At 66.9% G+C, this 13,080-nt stretch carries 12 protein-coding genes and 1 other RNA gene; 4 read left to right on the top strand and 9 right to left on the bottom strand.

Going from position 1 to position 13,080, the window contains the following annotated elements:
* Positions 1-11: 11 nt before the first annotated feature.
* The 8 genes from mraY to rsmI all read right to left on the bottom strand — a co-directional run bounded on the left by mraY (position 12) and on the right by rsmI (position 8,762).
* On the bottom strand, positions 12-1,094 hold the full coding sequence (mraY, locus tag A5892_RS08750) for a phospho-N-acetylmuramoyl-pentapeptide-transferase (protein ID WP_064122481.1): 1,083 nt from the start codon (positions 1,092-1,094) through the stop codon (positions 12-14).
* Between the two features lie 50 nt (positions 1,095-1,144).
* Positions 1,145-2,533: a UDP-N-acetylmuramoyl-tripeptide--D-alanyl-D-alanine ligase gene (locus tag A5892_RS08745; protein ID WP_064122480.1), complete on the bottom strand. Its 1,389-nt coding sequence runs from the start codon at positions 2,531-2,533 to the stop codon at positions 1,145-1,147.
* Positions 2,530-4,062 carry a UDP-N-acetylmuramoyl-L-alanyl-D-glutamate--2,6-diaminopimelate ligase gene (locus A5892_RS08740; RefSeq protein WP_082890601.1) on the bottom strand — a complete coding sequence of 511 codons (1,533 nt, stop codon included), beginning with the start codon at positions 4,060-4,062 and terminating at the stop codon, positions 2,530-2,532. The genes A5892_RS08745 and A5892_RS08740 overlap by 4 nt, the downstream gene beginning before the upstream one ends.
* Before the next feature lie 10 nt (positions 4,063-4,072).
* Positions 4,073-5,818 (bottom strand): peptidoglycan D,D-transpeptidase FtsI family protein, encoded by a 1,746-nt coding sequence (locus A5892_RS08735; RefSeq protein WP_223302872.1) that lies wholly within the window; start codon positions 5,816-5,818, stop codon positions 4,073-4,075.
* A gap of 83 nt (positions 5,819-5,901) precedes the next feature.
* The gene (gene ftsL / locus A5892_RS08730) at positions 5,902-6,201 is read right to left on the bottom strand and encodes a cell division protein FtsL (RefSeq protein ID WP_064124394.1); all 300 of its coding nucleotides are present in this window, start codon (positions 6,199-6,201) and stop codon (positions 5,902-5,904) included.
* Between the two features lie 49 nt (positions 6,202-6,250).
* Positions 6,251-7,234 carry a 16S rRNA (cytosine(1402)-N(4))-methyltransferase RsmH gene (gene rsmH / locus A5892_RS08725; protein ID WP_082890344.1) on the bottom strand — a complete coding sequence of 328 codons (984 nt, stop codon included), beginning with the start codon at positions 7,232-7,234 and terminating at the stop codon, positions 6,251-6,253.
* Between the two features lie 153 nt (positions 7,235-7,387).
* Positions 7,388-7,749, bottom strand: an RNA gene (gene rnpB / locus A5892_RS08720) — RNase P RNA component class A.
* Between the two features lie 119 nt (positions 7,750-7,868).
* Entirely contained in the window at positions 7,869-8,762 is an 894-nt protein-coding gene (rsmI, locus tag A5892_RS08715; protein ID WP_064122479.1) for a 16S rRNA (cytidine(1402)-2'-O)-methyltransferase, read from the bottom strand.
* Positions 8,763-9,062: 300 nt separating this feature from the next.
* On the opposite strand from rsmI, the gene A5892_RS08710 reads away from it, so the two are divergent.
* The 4 genes from A5892_RS08710 (at position 9,063) to A5892_RS08695 (ending at position 12,473) form a co-directional block, all read left to right on the top strand.
* Complete coding sequence (locus A5892_RS08710) at positions 9,063-10,781, top strand: penicillin-binding protein activator (RefSeq protein ID WP_064122478.1); 1,719 nt, start codon at positions 9,063-9,065, stop codon at positions 10,779-10,781.
* Entirely contained in the window at positions 10,778-11,143 is a 366-nt protein-coding gene (locus A5892_RS08705; protein WP_082890600.1) for a YraN family protein, read from the top strand. Before A5892_RS08710 ends, A5892_RS08705 begins: the two co-directional genes overlap by 4 nt.
* A 63-nt stretch (positions 11,144-11,206) precedes the next feature.
* A complete protein-coding gene (locus A5892_RS08700) occupies positions 11,207-11,800 on the top strand; it encodes a phosphoheptose isomerase (RefSeq protein WP_027350885.1) in 594 nt (197 codons plus the stop codon).
* A 100-nt stretch (positions 11,801-11,900) separates the two neighbouring features.
* On the top strand, positions 11,901-12,473 hold the full coding sequence (locus A5892_RS08695) for a BON domain-containing protein (RefSeq protein WP_064122477.1): 573 nt from the start codon (positions 11,901-11,903) through the stop codon (positions 12,471-12,473).
* 129 nt (positions 12,474-12,602) lie between these two features.
* Here the strand turns inward: A5892_RS08695 and A5892_RS08690 are convergent, their stop codons facing one another.
* Positions 12,603-13,061 (bottom strand): ClpXP protease specificity-enhancing factor, encoded by a 459-nt coding sequence (locus tag A5892_RS08690; protein ID WP_064122476.1) that lies wholly within the window; start codon positions 13,059-13,061, stop codon positions 12,603-12,605.
* Between the last annotated feature and the right edge of the window lie 19 nt (positions 13,062-13,080).

Here is a 13,080-nt window from a genome sequence, read left to right as displayed (position 1 = left end):
TCGTCGTCGCCTCAGCGAATTTTCAAAGTGGCAAGGCCGAGCAGCACCAGCACCACGGTGATGATCCAGAAGCGCACGATCACCCGCGGCTCAGGCCAGCCCTTGAGCTCGAAGTGGTGATGCAGCGGCGCCATGCGAAAGACCCTGCGGCCGGTGAGCTTGTAGGAGCCCACCTGGAGAATCACTGACAGGGTCTCGACGACGAAGATTCCCCCCATGATGAACAGCACGATCTCCTGGCGCACGATCACCGCGATGGTGCCGAGCGCCGCACCCAGTGCCAAGGCACCCACGTCGCCCATGAACACCTGCGCCGGATAAGTGTTGAACCAGAGAAAGCCCAGCCCCGCGCCGACGATCGCCGCGCAGAACACGCCCATCTCGTTGGCACCGCTGACGAATGGGATGTGCAGGTATTCGGCGAACACCGCGTTGCCGCTGGCGTAGGCGAAGATCGCAAGCCCCATCGCCACCAGTACGGTGGGCATGATCGCCAGGCCGTCCAGACCGTCGGTGAGATTGACCGCATTGGAGCTGCCGACGATGACGAAGTAGGTCAGCACCACGTAGAAGATCCCCATCGGGATCACGATGTCCTTGAACAGCGGCACGATCAGACTGGTTTCGACCGGGGTGCGGGCGGTGAAATAGAGCGCGAACGCTGCACCCAGGCCGAGCACCGATTGCCAGAAGTACTTCCAGCGCGCCGGCAGCCCGCGCGGGTTCTTCTCCACCACCTTGCGGTAGTCGTCGACCCAGCCGATCGCACCGAAGCCGAGGGTGACCACCAGCACCAGCCAGATGTAGTGGTTGCCGAGATTGCCCCACAAAAGCGTCGAGATCGAGATCGAGACCAGGATCAGCGCCCCGCCCATGGTCGGCGTGCCGGCCTTGGAGAGGTGTGACTGAGGCCCGTCGCTGCGGACCGCCTGGCCGATCTGCCCTTCGATCAGGCGGCGGATGAAGTGCGGCCCGATCAGCATCGAGAGCCCAAGGGCGGTGAGCGCGCCGAGGATCATCCGCAGGGTGGTGTAGCCGAAGACGTTGAAGGCGCTCGAATACTGCGCCAGCCAGTTGGTCAGAAAAAGAAGCATCTATCTCTTCACGCTCTGTGTGTTGGACGAAGCGAGCAGCAAGGGGCGGCTCACTTCGCGTCGGCGGCGGAGAGACGATCTACCAGCCGCTCCATGCGCATACTGCGCGATCCCTTGATCAATACCGAGGCGCCCGCGGGTAGCTGGGCCTCGACGTAGTCGACGAACGTCTGCCAATCATCGAAGCAAGCACCGCCGAAGGCCTCGGCCGCTGGTGCGGCGTCGGCGCCATAGGCGATGAGCGCATCGATACCGAGGTGCTTGGCGTAGCTGCCGAGCTCGGCGTGGCGCACGGCCGATTCAGCGCCGAGCTCGGCCATCGCCCCCATCAGACACCAACGCGGCGCTGGCTGCAGCGCCAGTGTCTCGAGTGCGGCACGAAAGGCCCCTGGGTTGGCGTTGTAGCTATCGTCGAGCAGCCGCCGCCCCTCGCGCCCATGGCGAAGCGTCATCCGCCCGCCGACGTCGCCCACCCGTTCGAGCCCTTCGATGATCGCCGCCGGCTCCACGCCCAGCGCATCCGCGGCGGCGCTCGCGGCGAGCGCATTGCGTACGTTGTGCAGTCCCACCAGTCCAAGCGCGACTTCGCCAACCCGCTGCCCATCGAGTCGCAGTACGAAGCGGTGGCGACCATCATCGTCGTGGACGATGCGCTCAGCGCCGATCCGCGCCTGCGGGTCGAGCCCGAAGTCCACGAGCATACTCGGCTCACCACGCAAAAGCGCCATTTGACGCCAAAGCGGGTAGAAGCGGTCGTCGCGGTTGAGCACCGCGACCCCGTTCGGGGCGAGACCGAGCAGCACCTCGGCCTTGGCCTGGGCGATGCGGGCAAGCCCGCCGAACTCGCCGGCGTGCGCGCCGGTGACGTTGGTGATCACCGCGACCTGGGGGCGAGCCAGCGGCGCCGTCCAGGCGATCTCACCGACATGGTTGGCGCCGAGCTCGACCACTGCGAAGCGGTGATGGTCGCGCAGCCGACAGAGCGTCTGCGGTACGCCGACGTAGGTATTGAGATTGCCCTGGGTGGCGAGCACTCGCTGGTCGTCGCCCGCAGCGACCTCGAGGATCGACTTGACCAGCTCCTTGACCGTGGTCTTGCCGCTATTGCCGGTGACCGCCACCAACGGCCCGCCCCAGGCCAGCCGCGCGTGGCCGCCGAGCAGGCCGAGCGCGAGCCGGGTATCGGCGACGATCAGCTGGCGCCCCGCTGCCTCGGGCAGCTCGGCGGCGAGGTCGTGCTCGACCACTACCGCCGCGGCCCCCGCGGCGAGCGCGTCGGCGACGAAGCGGTGGCCATCCATCGTCTCCCCGCGCATGGCGAAGAAAAGATCCCCTTCGCCGACCTGGCGACTATCGGTGATCGGGCGCGAGAAGGGCCGGTCATCGCCCTCGAACTCGGCCCCGGTCGCAGCCGAGGCCCGGGCAAGGGTAGCGATCATGATGGCGCTCCTCGTGTACCACGCAGCGCCAGGGCGCTACGCGCGATCTCGAGATCGGAAAAAGGATGGCGCACGCCCTGGATCTCCTGATAGCCCTCGTGCCCCTTGCCGGCGATCAGCACCACATCCTCGGGCGAGGCGGCAGCGATCGTACGCTCGATCGCAACACGCCGGTCACCGCACTCCTCCACTTCGGCACCGGCGGGGACGCCTTCGCGCATCGCGGTGCGAATCGCGGCGGCCGACTCGCTGCGCGGATTGTCGTCGGTGATCACCAGCCGATCGGCGAGCCGGGCGCCGATCCCGGCCATCATCGGCCGCTTGCCGGGATCTCGATCCCCTCCGCAGCCGACCAGGCACCAGAGCCGGCCCTGGGTGTGGCTGCGCAGCGCACTGAGCGCGTTGTCGAGCGCATCCGGGGTGTGAGCGTAGTCGACTACCACCAGCGGCGCTCCAGCTTCGACCACGCGTTCCATCCGCCCAGGCACCGGCGCGAGGCGAGCGGCAGCGGCGAGCACCGCATCGAGCGGCTCACCAAGGCCATAGAGGGTGGCGATCGCGAGCAGCGCATTATCGAGGTTGAACCGCCCGAGCAGCGCGAGACTCAGTCCGCGCTCACCTTCGGGCGTCGCCAGCCGGGCACGCTGACCGGCCGGCTCGGGCGCCCAGTCGAGCACGCGGAAATCGCCCGTCTCAGCACCGACACGCAGCAGCCGTGCGCCTGGGGCGAGCCCGGCGACCATCAGACGGGCGTGGGGATCGTCGGCATTGACCACCGCCAGCTCGAGCTCCGCGCGGCGAAACAGCTGCGCCTTGGCCGCCGCATAGGCAAGCATGGTGTGGTGGTAGTCGAGGTGGTCGCGAGTCAGGTTGGTGAATACCCCGACCCGGATCGACAATGCATCGAGGCGGCGCTGGTCGAGGGCGTGCGATGAAGCCTCGAGCGCAAGACGCACCACTCCCTCGCGCGCGAGGCCGGCGGCCACGGCGGCCACGGTCAGCGGATCGGGGGTGGTGAGCCCGGTATCATGCAGCCCACCCACGCGCCCGACGCCGAGCGTACCCATCAGCCCCGCAGGGGTGCCGAGCGCCTGCGAAAGCGCCGCGATGTAGTGGGTCACCGAGCTTTTGCCATTGGTACCGGTGACCGCGATCGCCAGCAACGACTCGGGAATCCCGGCCAGCTCGGCGACCAGATCGCCGAGCGCATCGTTCAAGCCGTCGAGCACCAGTACGCGCGGGTCGTCACTGGCGAAAGGCGCCTCGGCGAGGACCAGGCTCGCGCCTGCATCCAGCGCCTGAGCGATGAACGCGCGGCCATCGCCACGCACGCCGGGACGCGCGATGAAGACCTCGCCCGAGCGCAGGCGGCGGGCATCGAGGTGCAGCGCGAAGCGCTCCGGAAGCTCGACCAGAGGCTGCCGGGGCAGCGTGGGCCAGCGCTTGACCAGCGTCGTCCAAAGGTCGTCGCGGCCGACGACCAGCAGCGGGCCTCGGCCATCATCCTTGGTGGAGACTTGGTGGCGCATCGGTTTGGAATCAGTCATTGGGGGTCGCCTGTGCCGCCGATACCGCCGCTTCGGGCTGGCGGATGCCGGTCACCCTCATCGCCTGCTCGGCCTCGGCGACCTGCTGCTCCGGCGACTCCGGATTGTACGGCGCCGCGTTCGAGTCCGGCGCCACGTCGAGCATTCGCAGCGCAGGACCGGCCACCTGGGCGAAGATCGGCGCCGCGACCACCCCCCCGTAGTAACCACCACGCTTGGAGTTATCGATCGACACCACCACGATCAGCCGCGGGTCCGAGGCCGGCGCGATGCCGATGAAATTCGAACGATACGCATTGGTTTCGTAGCCCGAAGCGCCCACCTTGCGCACCGTACCGGTCTTGCCGGCTACCCGGTAGCCATCGATCCGCGCTCGTCCACCGCCGCCATAGGGGCCGACCACCGTCTCCATCATCTCCACCACCTGGCGCGCGGTCTGCGCTGAGAGAACCTGGGTACCCTCCGGCGCGCCATCGAGCTTGAGCAGCGAAGGCGGCAAGCGGCGGCCATCGTTGGCCAGCGTGGTGTAGGCGCTGGCAAGCTGCAGCGCGGAGATCGACGAGCCATAGCCGTAGGCGAGCGTCGCCCGCTTGGCCTTGGACCAGGACACCGGCGGCGGCAGGCTGCCATTGGCTTCACCGGGAAAACCAGTGCCGAGGCTATGGCCGATGCCCATCGCGTCGTACATCTTCCAGATCGTGTCGTTCGGCAGTTGCAGCGCCAGTTGGGTCATGCCGATGTTCGACGACTTGGTGATCACGCCGGTCAGGGTCAAGCGGCCGAAGTTACGCACATCGCGAATGGTATAGCCATCGACGCGCATCCATCCCGGCGAAGTCTCGAGCACGGTGTTCGGCGAGAACTGCTTCGATTCGAGGATCGCCGCCATCGCCAGCGGCTTCATCACCGAGCCCGGCTCGAAAGCGTCGGTGATCGCCCGGTTGCGCAGCCCCGCCGCATCCATGTTGGCGCGGTTGTTGGGGTTGTAGGAGGGCACGTTGGCCATCGCCAGCACTTCCCCGGTCTTGGCATTCATCATCACCAGCGAGCCGGCGTCGGCATCATGGGCGGCCACCGCCGCGGCCAGCTCGCGGTAGGCCAGATACTGCAGGCGCAGGTTGATCGAAAGCGTCAGGTCGCCGCCTGGCCTTGCATCGCGGATCAGGTGCAGGTCGCGAACCAGCCGCCCCTTGCGGTCCTTGAGCACCCGGCGCTGGCCGGGCGTGCCGGTCAGCCAGCGGTCGTAGGCGAGCTCAAGCCCCTCTTGGCCGTGGTCGTCGATGTTGGTGACCCCGACCAACTGGGCGGTGACTTCGCTCGCCGGATAGTAGCGTTTGTATTCATGCTGGCCGTAGACCCCGGGCACGTTGAGGTCGAGCACCCGCTGGGCGGGTTCGGGCGTCACCTGGCGGCGCAGGTAGATGAAGCCTCGCGAGCGCAGGCCATCTATCCGCGAGATGAAGGCATCGGGCTCCTCGCCGAGCGCACGGGCGAGAATGGCGAGCTGCCCGCGGTCCTCAGGCAGCTCGCGCGGATTGGCCCACAGCGTGACCACCGGCGTGGATACCGCCAGCGGCTCTCCATCGCGGTCGGTGATCATCCCGCGGTGGGCATCGATCGACTCGACGCGCACGGTACGCGCGTCGCCCTGGCCCTGGAGGAAGTCGTGAGTGACCACCTGAAGATCGATGATCCTCCAGACCAGCGCACCGAGCGCCACCAGGATCACCAGCAGCATCAGACGATAGCGCCATGGCGCCGAGGCGCCGAGAATCTGCCGTTCCACCCGCCGGCCGCGCTGACCGGGCTCGCTGTAGCGACTCATGGCGCCAGCACCTCGGTATCGTTGACCGCGGGCACGTGCATGTCGAGGCGCTGCTGCGAAATGCTCTCGACCCTCGAGGGCGTCGACCAGGTGCTCTCCTCGAGCAGCAGTCGACTCCACACCGCCTGCAGTTCGTCACGCTCGCGCTCGAGCGTCTGCAGCGAGGCGTAGTTGAGGCGGGTCTGGTGAGTCACGGTGACCACCGTGAAAGCGGACACCAGCACGATGCCGGCCAGCACCATGACGCTGACCAGCGAGGCACCGAAGAAGAGCTTGGTCGGCAAACTTCCCATCATCCCGGCCGAGCTCCGTCCATCCTGATCGGTACGCCTTTCCATCATCGCCTCATGCAAGCTTGCGCGCGGCGCGCATTACTGCGCTGCGCGCGCGGGGATTGGCATCGACCTCAACGTCATCGGGCCGTTTCGCCTTGCCAAGCAGCTCCAGGCGCCGATTGAGCTGCGCGTCGCGAATCGGCAAGTGCTTGGGCAAATGGGCATCCCCCTTGGCGGCGTCGCGATAGAAGCGCTTGACCAAGCGATCCTCGAGCGAATGGAAGCTGATGATCACCAGGTGCCCCCCGGGCGCAAGCGCCTCCAGCGCAGCGGGGAGCGCTGCCTCGAGCTGACCGAGTTCGTCGTTGAGATGGATGCGGATCGCCTGGAAGGCGCGGGTGGCCGGGTGCTTGCCCTTTTCCCAAGCGGGATGGGCCTGCTTGAGCAGCTCCGCCAGCTCGCCGGTGCGGGTGATCGGCAATTCACGCCTGCGTTCGCATACCGCTCGCGCCAAACGTTTCGCGTAGCGCTCCTCGCCGTAGGTCTTGAACACCCGGGCGATCTCGCTTTCAGCGGTGGATGCCAGCCATTCGGCGGCGGAGATTCCGGCGCTGGGGTCCATGCGCATGTCCAGCGGGCCATCGCGCAGGAAGCTGAAGCCGCGTTCGGCGTCGTCGAGCTGGGGCGAGGAGACGCCGACATCGAGCAGCACACCGGCGAGCTCGCCATGCACGCCCTGCGACCGCGCGATTGCATCGAGCTCGGCGAAAGGAGCGCCGTGAATGGAAAAACGAGGATCGAGGATCTCGCTCGCCGCAGCCAGCGCGGCCGGGTCGCGGTCGATCGCCAGCAGCCGCCCCCGAGGGGACAGCCGCTCGAGGATCAATCGACTATGGCCACCGCGACCGAAGGTGCCGTCGAGATAGATACCATCCGGATCGTGGACCAGCGCGTCCACCGCGCCTTCGAGCAGGACGCTGACGTGCCTGCGCGCGTGGTCTCGCGCCGCGCCATGCGGGGACTGCGCCTCAGATGCTCCGGCCTTCGATGACATGGCACCCGCTTCGAATCGAATGAAAATGGAACGGATGGCGGCATGCGCACGGTAGCGACGCCGGCCGGGCCATGCCGCAGCGACGAAAGCGCACTCCGGGGGAAGAGGCCGCGGCCCAAGCGCCTCATGCGCACGACGCCATCGATGATTGGGGGAGAGAGCCGGCCGATAAGCCGGGTTCTGTCGTGGACAGTCATTCCTCTAGGATGTACGTCACCGTACACCTCAAGCAACCTACCCGAACCCAAGCGCGGGCCGCGCCATCGGGTTCCTATTCGGTCTTGCTCCGAGTGGGGTTTACCATGCCACGCCTGTTGCCAGCCGCGCGGTGCGCTCTTACCGCACCCTTTCACCCTTGCCGGCAGCCCGGCGAGCCGGGCCTGCGTAGGCGGTCTACTCTCTGCTGCACTTTCCGTCGGCTCGCGCCGCCCAGGGGTTACCTGGCACTCTGCCCTATGGAGCCCGGACTTTCCTCCCCCGGGGCGAACCCCGGCGGCGACTGTCTAGCCCGCTCTCTCGGCTCGCAGAATAACAGCGCCCCGCCCCCCTCTCAACACTCCACGCTGCCCTCGGCAGGGAATTTGCACCATCAGGGTGAATACCTTGCACTTCTTTACACTACATGGTGACAGCGTTACCGCTCGCCTTCCTTCAATGATTGAGCGCGGGCATACCACTCCTGCTTGCGCCCGCCGAGCAGCCGCGCCGCCACCGCCGCGGCCTGCTTGACCCCGACCCCCGACTCGGCGAGCGCGGCAAGCAGCGCCTCGCCATCCACTTCGCCGCTCTCCCCGGTCTGCTCCGCCGCGCCTTCGACCATCACCACGAACTCACCACGCGCTTGATCGGGGTCCTCCCGCATCCGCGCCAGCAGGCCGAGTGCGTCGCCATCGAGAAAAGTCTCGAACCGCTTGGTCAGCTCCCGCGCGAGCACCACACGGCGCTCGCCGAACGCTTCGGCCAGGTCTTCCAAGGTCTCCTCGATTCGATGCGGAGACTCATAGAATGCCAGCGTCGCCCGCTCCCGGCGCAGCGCCTCGAGCGCGGCGCGCCGCGCGCCGCGTTTGGCCGGCAGGAAGCCTTCGAAGCGAAATCGGTCAGTAGGCAGGCCGGCGGCGCTGAGCGCGGTGATCAACGCGCACGCCCCGGGCAGCGGTATCACCGCGAGCCCTCTCTCACGCAGCCAGTTCACCAGCCGATAACCTGGATCGGAGATCAATGGGGTACCAGCATCACTGATCAACGCCACCCGTTCGCCGCGTGCGATCCGTTCGCCGAGCTGCTCGGCGCGTGCGCGCTCGTTGTGGTCATGCAGTGAGAGCAGCGGTGCGCGAACCCCGAGATGGGCGAGCAGGCGCGCGCTGTGCCGCGTGTCCTCGGCGGCGATCAGATCGACCATCTTGAGTGTCGCCACCGCCCTTGCGGAGATGTCATCCAGGTTACCAATCGGGGTAGCGACCACGTACAATGCCCCCGCCCCGTGCGAGCCAGTGGCGGTGTGTACGATGGAATCGGAAGTCTCGGCCATGGGGCGCTCCGCTTGTCCAGGGTGTGATGGGAACGAGGCGCTCGTCGCGCCTCGCGAGCATGCCGCCGGCAGCGCGACCGGCGCCTTGGTTCCGACACACCCCAAGGGTTGAACGCCGAGGAGAGTCATGCCCCTCGGCGGGCATAGAGTTAAGCCCGCGCACCTCGCCAACCGCCGCGATCAACTGCTACGTTTGTGCGCAGACGGTCGGCGTCGGAAGGGCGCCGGCGAGTGATTCGGGCAGGAGACGAGACCCGGGCCCCGCCACCTTCATGACCACGATCAAGGAGCGATACGAACATGCGTGACGCGCTGCAGCGGCTGTCAGGCCTCACCCTCACCGCGGTGATCCTCGGCGGCTGCGCCGGAGGCCCCTCCCTCACCCGCGAACCCTCTTCCGACGCGCTGCTCGACCAGGCCCAGCAACAGCAGGGCGAAGAGGCCGCGCTGAGCCGCCTGCAGGCGGCCGACATCCTAGCACGCGGCGGCAGCGACGCGCAGGCGCTCGGGATTTTGAACAACATCGACCCACGCACCCTGTCGGACGCCGGCAGGGTGCGCTGGGCGCTGCTCACTGCGGAAGTGGCGCTGCGCCAGAACGACGGACGCACCGCGCTCGAGGCCACCGCGACGCTCGATGACGGCACCCGCCTGGACGACTCCCAGCGCCAGCGGCTCCAGGCCGCGCGCGGCCTGGCCTATGGCGCGCTGGGCGACCACCTCCAGGCGGTCTCGATGCTGCTCCAGGCCCAGCGCAACAGCGGCGACGATCCGCGCTACAACAACGACGTGTGGAGCGAGCTGGCACAGCTTAACGCCGCCGAGCTCGAACGCCTGCCCAATCCGGACGCGCTCTCGGATGGCTGGCTGACCCTTGCACAGCTGCGGCTGCAGTCTTCAGGCGATCCCAGCGCGTTCGCCGCCCAGATCGACAACTGGCGCTCGGCCTACCCGGCCCACCCCGCCTCGCGCAATCCGCCCTCCGAACTCACCGCGCTGCGTGGCCTGCAGGACCAGGCGGTGAGCCGGATCGCGGTACTGCTGCCCCAGAGCGGCTCGCTCTCCACCGTCGCCAACGCGATCCGCCATGGCATGGAGGTGGCGCGCCAGAGCCTGGCCGACGCAGGGCAAAGCGCGCCTCAACTGGACTTCATCGATTCGAGCGCCGGCAATATCGACGCCCTGTATGCCCAGGCCTCGAGCGCCGGCGCGCAGGTGGTGATCGGGCCGCTCGACAAGGAACAGGTGACCCAGCTCGAACAGCGCAGCCAAGTGCCGCTGCCGACCCTCGCGCTCAACTACGGCAACTCCGCCAGCAACCAGGCGCAGGGGCTCTACCAGTATGGGCTTTCCGCCGAGGACGAGGCCCGCCAGGTAGCGACACGCGCGGCCAACGACGGCCGCCGCAGTGCCGACGTGATGGTCCCGAACAACGACTGGGGCTCACGCGTGCTCGAAGCCTTCCGCCAGCAATGGCAGGCGCGTGGCAACAGCGTGCTCAACGTCTCGCTCTACGACCCCGGCGCCCCTGTATCGCAAACGGTCAGCCAGCTGATGCGGGCCGGCACCCCGGACATGCTGTTCGTCCTCGCCTTGCCGCCCTACGCCCGCCAGATCTCTCCCAATCTGCAGTACTACGGTGTTCAGGACCTGCCGATCTACGCCACCTCCCACGTCTACGCCGGCCAGCCGGCGCCGAACGAGGACAACGACCTGAACGGCGTGATGTTCCCGACCATTCCGTGGGAACTACCCGAACTGGGTGGGGTCGATAGCCTGCCTTATGCCGATGTCTATCGCCGACTCAGCAGCGACGAGGAGATATCCCCCAGCATGCTCAAGATCAACGCGATGGGCGTCGATGCATTCGAGCTGGCTCGCCGCCTGCCGCTCTACCAGGCGCTACCGAGCAGCGAGACCCAGGGCGCGACCGGCCTGCTGCGGCTGAGCCAGGACCGCCGTTTCGAGCGCCAGCTGCCTTGGGCGGTGTTCCGCAACGGCTCGCCGGCAGCGCCGTGACCAGCACCAACCGGCGCGCGGATGGCCTGCAGATGGAGGCCCTCGCCGCCGCCCACTTGGTCCGCGCGGGGCTGGTCGAGGTAGCCCGCAATCAGCACGCGCGCGGCGGGGAAATCGACTTGGTGATGCGCGATGGCGACGTGCTGGTATTCGTCGAGGTACGCCATCGCCGCAGTACCAGGTTCGGCTCGGCGCTGGAAAGCATCACCGAGCCCAAGCGCCGCCGGCTGAGGCTGGCGGCGCGTGTCTATCTGCAGCGCAACCGGCTATCATGTGCCTGCCGTTTCGACGTGGTCGGCATCACCGGGCGCGCTCCCGATGCGCTACGTTTCGATTGGATCAAAGCCGCCTTCGACGGCTGACGAGCATCTCGCTCCGAGTCTTTTTGCACCGCACGCCCCGACCTCCAAGCATCTAGAGTGACCATGGATTTCCAATCACGCATCCTCGACCACTTCAATGCCAGCATCGACGCCAAGACCTATGCGAGCGAAGTGCTGCCTCCATTCATCGAGGCCGCAAGCCAGATGATGGTCCAGTGCCTGATCAATGACGGCAAGATCCTCGCCTGCGGCAACGGTGGCAGCGCGGGTGATAGCCAGCACTTTTCCTCCGAACTGCTCAACCGCTTCGAGCGTGAGCGACCAAGCCTGCCCGCGCTGGCCTTGACCACGGACACCTCGACGCTGACCTCGATCGCCAACGACTACAGCTTCAACGACGTGTTTTCCAAGCAGATCCGCGCGCTCGGCCAGCCCGGCGACGTGCTGCTGGCGATCTCCACCAGCGGCAATTCGGCCAACGTGATCCAAGCGATCCAGGCCGCGCATGATCGCGAAATGACCGTGGTCGCGCTCAGCGGTCGCGACGGCGGCGACATGGTCTCGCTGCTGGGCCAGGAAGACTGCGAGATCCGCGTACCGGCGACCTCGACGGCACGCATCCAGGAGGTTCACCTGCTGGTGATCCACTGCCTGTGCGACCTGATCGACCATCAGCTGTTCGGCACCGCCGACTGACGACCGTACGACACGATGCCGCGCCCCTGGCGCTGCGATGAGCAGCCGGTTCACCCTCCGGCTGGATGCTTCCTGAGACGAGAGAACGAGAGAGAGCCCGATGAGCAACAAGCGTCTTCCCCTTCTCCTGATCGCAGCCGTTCTGCTGGCCACCGGCTGCAGTACCGGTTCCGGTGGCACCAGTGCGAGCGCGACCGCCGCCCCCGCCACTACACGCAGCGCAGAGACAGCGCGCAGCGACGCCGACCTGGCACGCTCGCTCTATCAGCAGCTCAGCCAAACGCCGGGATTCGCCCAGGCCCATATCAACGTCGATAGCTTCAACGGCTATGTGCTGCTCACAGGCCAAGTACCGAACCAGGAGTTCAGGGCCCAGGCCGAACAGCAAGCCCAAGCGGCCCAAGGCGCCCGCGCCGTCCACAACGCACTGGTCGTGGGCGCCAACACCTCGCCCTGGCAGCGCATGCAGGACACCTGGATCACCACGCGGGTAGTCTCGAGCCTCAGGACTGCGAGTGCGATCGACTCGAGCCGGCTGCACGTCATCACTGAAAACGGTGTGGTCTACATGATGGGCCTGATTCGCCCCTATGAAGCGGACAACCTGGTCAACATCGCAGGCCGGGTCGCCGGCGTGCGCTCGGTGGTCAAGGTCTTCGAGTTCGTGCAGTGAACCTGCCCGCTCCCACGCGACAGCCCTGGGCGTAAGCCGCCCGACCTGACCCGCGCAGTCATGAAAAAAGGAGGCCCGAGGCCTCCTTTTTTCGCTTTTTCATCCGTACCCAACCGCTCGGATCAAGACCTACTTGATCACCCGCAGCGAAGGTCGCTTGCGCTCGGGGCGATCGTCATCCCCTCCTGGCGCATGGTTCTCTTCGTGCTCGGCGCGGCCTTCGTTGGGCACGCTCTCGAGCTTGGCGCCATTTTCTTCATCCTCCGGCTGCGGCAGCACCGGCTCGTGGCCAAAGACCATCCCCGCCCCACTCTCCCGCGAGTAGATCGCCACCAGCGCGTCGATCGGCACCCAGACTTCCATCGGCTCACCACCGAAGCGGGCATTGAAGCTGATCATCTCATTCTCGATTCGCAGATCGCGTACTGCGGTCGGTGCGATGTTGAGGACGATCTGGCCGTTCTGGACGAACTGCTTCGGCACTACGACGTGCTCCTGCATCGCATCGACCACGATGTAGGGGGTATGGTCATTGTCGAGCAGCCAGTCGTAGAGCGCGCGGGTCAGATAGGGTCGACTCGAGAGCATCGAATATCACTCCTGAAGC

This window comes from Halotalea alkalilenta, assembly GCF_001648175.1.
Taxonomy (GTDB): domain Bacteria; phylum Pseudomonadota; class Gammaproteobacteria; order Pseudomonadales; family Halomonadaceae; genus Halotalea; species Halotalea alkalilenta_A.
The sequence above is the reverse complement of the archived record's forward strand: the minus strand, read 5'-3'. Positions and strand labels throughout refer to the sequence as shown.

What these genes read in the sequence shown, in the direction of transcription:
- mraY (WP_064122481.1), bottom strand. Translation starts at nt 1,094, where the DNA reads ATGCTTCTTTTTCTGACCAACTGGCTGGCGCAGTATTCGAGCGCCTTC.
- A5892_RS08710 (WP_064122478.1), top strand. Translation starts at nt 9,063, where the DNA reads ATGCGTGACGCGCTGCAGCGGCTGTCAGGCCTCACCCTCACCGCGGTG.
- A5892_RS08745 (WP_064122480.1), bottom strand. Translation starts at nt 2,533, where the DNA reads ATGATCGCTACCCTTGCCCGGGCCTCGGCTGCGACCGGGGCCGAGTTC.
- A5892_RS08735 (WP_223302872.1), bottom strand. Translation starts at nt 5,818, where the DNA reads ATGCTGCTGGTGATCCTGGTGGCGCTCGGTGCGCTGGTCTGGAGGATC.
- rsmH (WP_082890344.1), bottom strand. Translation starts at nt 7,234, where the DNA reads ATGTCATCGAAGGCCGGAGCATCTGAGGCGCAGTCCCCGCATGGCGCG.
- rsmI (WP_064122479.1), bottom strand. Translation starts at nt 8,762, where the DNA reads ATGGCCGAGACTTCCGATTCCATCGTACACACCGCCACTGGCTCGCAC.
- A5892_RS08740 (WP_082890601.1), bottom strand. Translation starts at nt 4,062, where the DNA reads ATGCGCCACCAAGTCTCCACCAAGGATGATGGCCGAGGCCCGCTGCTG.
- A5892_RS08700 (WP_027350885.1), top strand. Translation starts at nt 11,207, where the DNA reads ATGGATTTCCAATCACGCATCCTCGACCACTTCAATGCCAGCATCGAC.
- A5892_RS08695 (WP_064122477.1), top strand. Translation starts at nt 11,901, where the DNA reads ATGAGCAACAAGCGTCTTCCCCTTCTCCTGATCGCAGCCGTTCTGCTG.
- A5892_RS08690 (WP_064122476.1), bottom strand. Translation starts at nt 13,061, where the DNA reads ATGCTCTCGAGTCGACCCTATCTGACCCGCGCGCTCTACGACTGGCTG.
- ftsL (WP_064124394.1), bottom strand. Translation starts at nt 6,201, where the DNA reads ATGATGGGAAGTTTGCCGACCAAGCTCTTCTTCGGTGCCTCGCTGGTC.